This window comes from Tolypothrix sp. VBCCA 56010 (assembly GCF_050875635.1).
In the GTDB taxonomy this organism is placed as follows: Bacteria; Cyanobacteriota; Cyanobacteriia; order Cyanobacteriales; family Nostocaceae; genus Hassallia.
This window is the reverse complement of the sequence record NZ_JBPAOH010000274.1, coordinates 1-5,432: the sequence shown is the minus strand read 5'-3', so window position 1 is coordinate 5,432 and position 5,432 is coordinate 1. Positions and strand designations below refer to the sequence as shown.

Here is a 5,432-nt window from a genome sequence, read left to right as displayed (position 1 = left end):
CGTCTGGCTAAGGCGTGAATGCTTTCCGAGGGATAACCGCTTCCATGCTCCCTGTGAAGAAAGAAGTAAATGTCTAGACTTGTCTAGGTTTTATATAGCAGATCGCCTAAGTGGTGTAAGTAAAATACAGCCGTCACTGTGGCGGTAGTTCTATCAATACCTGGATTGTGAAGCTGGATAAAGTCGATAAGATTAACTACCTCGATTCCCGCTTGTTCGGTCGCCGCAGTTAATTCGCTGGTTTGGGCACCTTCATATCGGTGGACTTTTTTTGTTTGGTTTCATGACTTTGGTTGATGATATTGCATAACGCGACTTATGGGCGATCGCACTCCTCACACTGCTTTTCGCCATCGCGCTATGAGTGTGTGTGTGTGAGAGTGCGTTCGCGAAGCGTTGCCGTACTCGGCATCGCCTTCAACAATTATGGACAAACAATGTACTTCGGATTTGACGGAAATACAGAAGGCTTTGAAAAAATCCTAACTCGAATTGCAGATAACCGTGACGGCGGAAAACACGATCGTAAAGAAGTTAGGGCTTATGCGGGCGTGCTTGCTGCAAATCCTGACTGAAATGACAATTGATTCCAACGTCAAGCCAGAAGTGCAAGTAAAACTTGCTGCATTGAGCGCCCCCGGATTGCCCGATCGCGCGATCGCGCCTTTTTAGCCGAAAAAATTCTGAAATTATTGTCGGACAGCGCCAAGTCCAAAACTGATGTAGATATGAGTGATTGTTTTTAGCCCGCGATTTGGAGCCGGACTAACTCCGAGGCGAAACTCCCTCATGTGGGAGTCGCTTTCTCGAGTCCAAATAAGAGCGCCTGATAAAAATAAAATTAAGATCCAAGGTGGTTCTGATTTATGCCGTATTGCTTTCTGGCAATGGGTTTTCACTCGCATTTCAGTTAAGCGCTGCCGCCTTGATAATGAAATTGGCGCAACGCTGGCTACTCAGTTGGATGCCCAAAAAGCTCAGGGGCGTCCGGTAAGGTTGGTGCGATCGCGCTGCAAAGTGCCAAAGCCCCGAAGTTACTATTTAAGGAGTTAGTCAAAACGGTTTGTCTAGAGTGAATTATTCAACGAATCCAGAGGTATATGCTTCACTGTTAATGGCTATGAAAGAACGTGACTGGAAAGCAATGGTAGAATTGTTTGACAGAGAAGACGGTGATGAAATTGAAGCTGATATTAATAGTAAATTGCGGACGGTGATACCAGAACCGTGTTGGGAAGATGACACCTTTGACTTTTTGCGGGAGTATCTTTAAAAAGTGTTAGTTGTTAGTGGTAAGTTGGAGCGTGGATAGGTAATTTTTAAACGGCGTTGAGACGACTGAGGAAAGTACGCAGCCTCGTGCTTTGAGGATGTGAGATGACCTGAAAAGCTGGTCCTTGTTCGGCGACAATACCTTGATCCATAAATATTACCCGATGCGCCGCTTCCCGCGCAAACTGCATTTCATGGGTGACAACTACCATTGTCATTCCTTCGGCTGCTAGTTGCTGCATGACTTGCAATACTTCACCGACAAGTTCTGGATCTAAGGCGCTGGTGGGTTCATCAAATAGGATAATCTGAGGATTCATGCACAAAGTACGAGCGATCGCTACTCGTTGTTTTTGTCCACCCGAAAGTTGTTCGGGATATGCAGATGCTTTGTCAAAAAGTCCGACTTTTTCTAAATACAACCCCGCTAGTTGAGCGCTTTCTTTCGGTGTTTTACCTAATACTTTGCGCGGAGCAAGTGTCAAATTTTCTATTACTGAAAGATGGGGAAATAAATTGAATTGCTGGAAAACCATGCCTACCTGCGTCCGCAGTTGTCGCAGCTGTCGATTACTGAAATTTTGACTGTGTAGGTCAATACCATTAACTGTAAGATGTCCTGCGTTAATTGTTTCTAAACGATTGAAGCAGCGTAGTAAAGTACTTTTACCACAACCAGAGGAGCCAATAATGGCAACAACTTCACCTCGGTTGATTTCACCGCTGATTCCTTTGAGAACTTTGAGGGAACCAAAGTTTTTCTCGATGTTGTCAAAAGTGATGGCGGGGATGGAATTATTCATTTCCAAATGTCAACTAGACTACAGGTAATCTGGTTTAAGTTTAGATGATTGTTGATGAAAGTTGATTTTATTTAACGAACCGCAAAGACGCGAAGGGCACGAAGAAAGGAAATGAAGAGAGTTAGAGTTTGTTTGAGGGTTGTGGGTTGGCTGCGGTTGAGTTTGGTTGTAAGTTTGAGTTGTCTGTTGTTAGTGCTTGGTGGTTGTAGTTTCAATAAAGATGTTGGTAGTGAAGGGAAGACTTTAAGGGTGGCGAATGAACCTGCTTTTCCACCTTTTGAGTTTAAGGGGGAGGGGGGTAAGTCGCAAGGTTTTTCGATTGATTTAATGAATGCGATATCACTTGCGGCTAGTTTTAAAGTTGAGTGGCAAAGTATACCTTTTGATGGTATTATCCCGGCATTGCAAGCACAAACTGTAGATGCGGCGATTAGTTCTTTCACTATTACGGAAGAACGAGCGAAGACTGTTTCTTTTTCGCGTCCTTATTTTAAGGCGGGGTTAGCGATCGCTATCCGCGATAACAATAAAGATATTACTACTTTTGAGAGTCTGAAAAATAAAAAAATTGCCGTACAAATTGGTACAACTGGTGGAAAAAAAGCTAAGGAAATTCCCGGAGCACAAATTCGCAGCTTTGATTCTGCACCTTTAGCGTTGCAAGAATTAGTTAACGGTAATGTCGATGCTGTAATTAATGATGCGCCTGTTACTTTATACGCGATTAATACGGGCAATCTCAAGGGAATTAAAGTAGTCAGTCAATTACTGACAGAAGAATATTATGGCATTCCCACACCAAAAAACTCGCCGAATCTAAAACTAATAAACGATGGTTTAGATAAGGTGTTGCAAAATGGAACTTATTCCCAAATATACCAAAAATGGTTTAAAGTTCAACCGTCAGCATTACCGTTAAAATTACCATTTCAAAATGAGACACGCGCTAGCGGTTCGGGAATATTGAGTTCAATTGGCGTAATTTTGCGGTATTTTCCCATTCTATTACAAGGGGCACTAGTAACGCTGCAATTGACGATATTTTCTGTAGTGCTAGGTTTAATTGGCGGTTCTTTAATTGGAATTATCCGCCTTTCGCATATTACACCAGTGCGCTGGTTGGCGAGGGCGTATGTAGATTTTTTCCGGGGAACGCCTCTGCTGGTGCAAATTTTTATGATTTACTTTGGATTACCTGCGATCGCTCTTGAACTTGGTTTCCCTCTCAACTTCAATCGTCTTGCAGCAGCGGTAGTAGCATTAAGTTTAAATAGCGCCGCTTACATTGCGGAAATCGTTCGTGCTGGTATCCAATCAATAGAAACTGGACAATCGGAAGCCGCACAATCACTCGGTTTGAGTTCCACAGAAACGATGCGCTATGTGATTTTTCCCCAAGCTGTACGGCGAATGTTACCACCTTTGGGTAATGAATTTATTAGTTTACTTAAAGATACTAGCTTGGTTGCTATTATCGGCTTTGAAGAATTGTTTCGCCAAGGGCAATTAATTGTAGCAGAAAACTATCGCGCCTTTGAAATTTATGCATCTGTAGCGGTAGTTTATTTATGCTTAACACTGCTTTCTTCACAAGTGTTTAGTTGGTTAGAAACTTGGATGAATCCCGTTAAGCGATCGCCTAAATCTTGAAATTATTCGTAGTGAGGGCTTCAGCCCTCAAAGACTACTTATACAAACTCCGATATTCCCAAGGATTAATAAACTTAGCATCACTCCAAACGCCGCGTTTTTGTAGCTTCGCTTCGGCTTCAGCTTGCTCAACTAAATCTCTACTAGGACACTTATTTAAGTAAGGGCGATAAGCTTTTGCTAATCCTTCACGCAGCAATACTTGTTGAACTAAAGTGCCATTTTTTAAACGCACTTCGGCAACTTTTCGTCCGTAACGGTCGCTATCAGTAATATTCAAAGTGACGCGATCGCTACTTTGTTTCACTAGTTGCTGCACTCTTTCTTGCGCTTTCGCACCCCAACTAAATTGATTGCGATCGCTTGCACGTTTACTTTCTCTTTCTTTCTTTGAATGCGGTACTTCTGGTGCATCCATACAAGCAAAGCGCACGGTGATATTGTTACCTTTGGCATCTTTGACTGTTAAAGTATCACCATCACTGATTCTTTCTACTATATCTCCGGAGGGTGGGATTAGGCGATCGCATCCCATCAAAGACAAAATCAGGATGGCTGCACAAAACCAAATTAGCGGCTTAATTAATTTCTCCATTTAAACTACCAAAATCTTCCTTTGGGATGATACTACGAAAATGTAAATTTCCTAGTTTAACTTGTTTATTATGGTAGAGAATCCATAAATTGGCGCGTCACGATTTTATAACAAAGTAAAGTTATCATTCAAATTATCTTTGATTAGTATAGGTAATGTAGACGACCCAAACGCTAATCGGGAATCTTTGATGAACTTATTTACGCACTTCATGCATTTGCTGGGTTCTGGTGCTGCGGCTTATTACTCTGCGAGTCAAATTCGCGATCGCAAAACGCGACCCAATGTCCTGGCAGGATTCCAGCTAGCTGAATCTGGTTCAGTACCTTTTCTCGAAGCTTTAAGCCAACGTGCAGCATCTGAAGGCGATACATGGCTGGCAGAGAAACTTGCAAAACACGCATCAGATGAAAAAAGGCACGGTCAAATTTTTGCCCATGCCTTAAAACAGCTTGATAAACAAGTGATTGATTTTAAGAGTTTGCCGAAAAAAACCGACGAAAAGAAATCACAACAAAATCGCAGTCCGTTTTTTGCTGCTTATTTTGAAGGTTATTCTCAAGAACAGCTAAAACCAGATGCCATTGACTGGAATGTATTTATGGCTAGTACCTACATTCTAGAATTGGATGCTAGCAAAGACTTTCGACGGATGGCGTTAGTGTTACCTGATGATAACCCAAGCGATCGCAACCTCAAATTAGGAATGTTAAGCATTGCCACAGACGAAACCGGTCATGCTGCTTATCTTTACGAAGCAATGATGCGGCGGATGCCTGCTTTAGAAGTGCAGAAACTCACTACGGAGTGGCGCACCCGCAAAGTAAACGCCTTATTAGCAATGGTTGGCGGTATCCTCCAGCGCAACGGCAACACACCTTCCCTCGTACAAGATGCTGCACCAACAGAAAACGAGCCAGAATTGATTGTTGCTTAACACTTAAGCTAATAACTCAAGTTGCGGGTTATCAAAATCCGGGTGTTTTTCATCCAGAAATTAGTGCGATCGCTAATGACAAATTCACGGTGGTGCTACGCGCCACCGCGATTTCGACCCAATCATCACGAGCAGTCTACTAGATCGGGTTAAGGTATTAATAATTTCTTACTAA

7 protein-coding genes are annotated in these 5,432 nt (G+C 42.6%); 5 read left to right on the top strand and 2 right to left on the bottom strand.

Annotated elements, in window-relative coordinates; genetic code table 11:
- Positions 1 to 296: 296 nt before the first annotated feature.
- From AABK37_RS40205 to AABK37_RS40195, 3 genes are all read left to right on the top strand, one after another.
- Positions 297 to 575, top strand: coding sequence for a hypothetical protein (locus AABK37_RS40205; RefSeq protein ID WP_432556974.1), 279 nt, complete (start codon positions 297 to 299; stop codon positions 573 to 575).
- A 214-nt stretch (positions 576 to 789) separates the two neighbouring features.
- A complete protein-coding gene (locus tag AABK37_RS40200; protein ID WP_432556973.1) occupies positions 790 to 1,053 on the top strand; it encodes a hypothetical protein in 264 nt (87 codons plus the stop codon).
- A gap of 19 nt (positions 1,054 to 1,072) precedes the next feature.
- Entirely contained in the window at positions 1,073 to 1,273 is a 201-nt protein-coding gene (locus AABK37_RS40195) for a hypothetical protein (protein ID WP_201280494.1), read from the top strand.
- Between the two features lie 46 nt (positions 1,274 to 1,319).
- On the opposite strand, the gene AABK37_RS40190 is transcribed toward AABK37_RS40195, so the two are convergent.
- Positions 1,320 to 2,075 (bottom strand): amino acid ABC transporter ATP-binding protein, encoded by a 756-nt coding sequence (locus tag AABK37_RS40190; RefSeq protein ID WP_432556972.1) that lies wholly within the window; start codon positions 2,073 to 2,075, stop codon positions 1,320 to 1,322.
- A gap of 111 nt (positions 2,076 to 2,186) precedes the next feature.
- On the opposite strand from AABK37_RS40190, the gene AABK37_RS40185 reads away from it, so the two are divergent.
- Positions 2,187 to 3,725, top strand: coding sequence for an ABC transporter permease subunit (locus tag AABK37_RS40185; protein WP_432556971.1), 1,539 nt, complete (start codon positions 2,187 to 2,189; stop codon positions 3,723 to 3,725).
- A 34-nt stretch (positions 3,726 to 3,759) separates the two neighbouring features.
- Here AABK37_RS40185 and AABK37_RS40180 read toward each other — a convergent pair whose 3' ends face one another.
- Complete coding sequence (locus AABK37_RS40180; RefSeq protein WP_432556970.1) at positions 3,760 to 4,320, bottom strand: thermonuclease family protein; 561 nt, start codon at positions 4,318 to 4,320, stop codon at positions 3,760 to 3,762.
- A 190-nt stretch (positions 4,321 to 4,510) separates the two neighbouring features.
- On the opposite strand from AABK37_RS40180, the gene AABK37_RS40175 reads away from it, so the two are divergent.
- Positions 4,511 to 5,257, top strand: coding sequence for a ferritin-like domain-containing protein (locus tag AABK37_RS40175; RefSeq protein ID WP_432556969.1), 747 nt, complete (start codon positions 4,511 to 4,513; stop codon positions 5,255 to 5,257).
- Positions 5,258 to 5,432 lie beyond the last annotated feature (175 nt).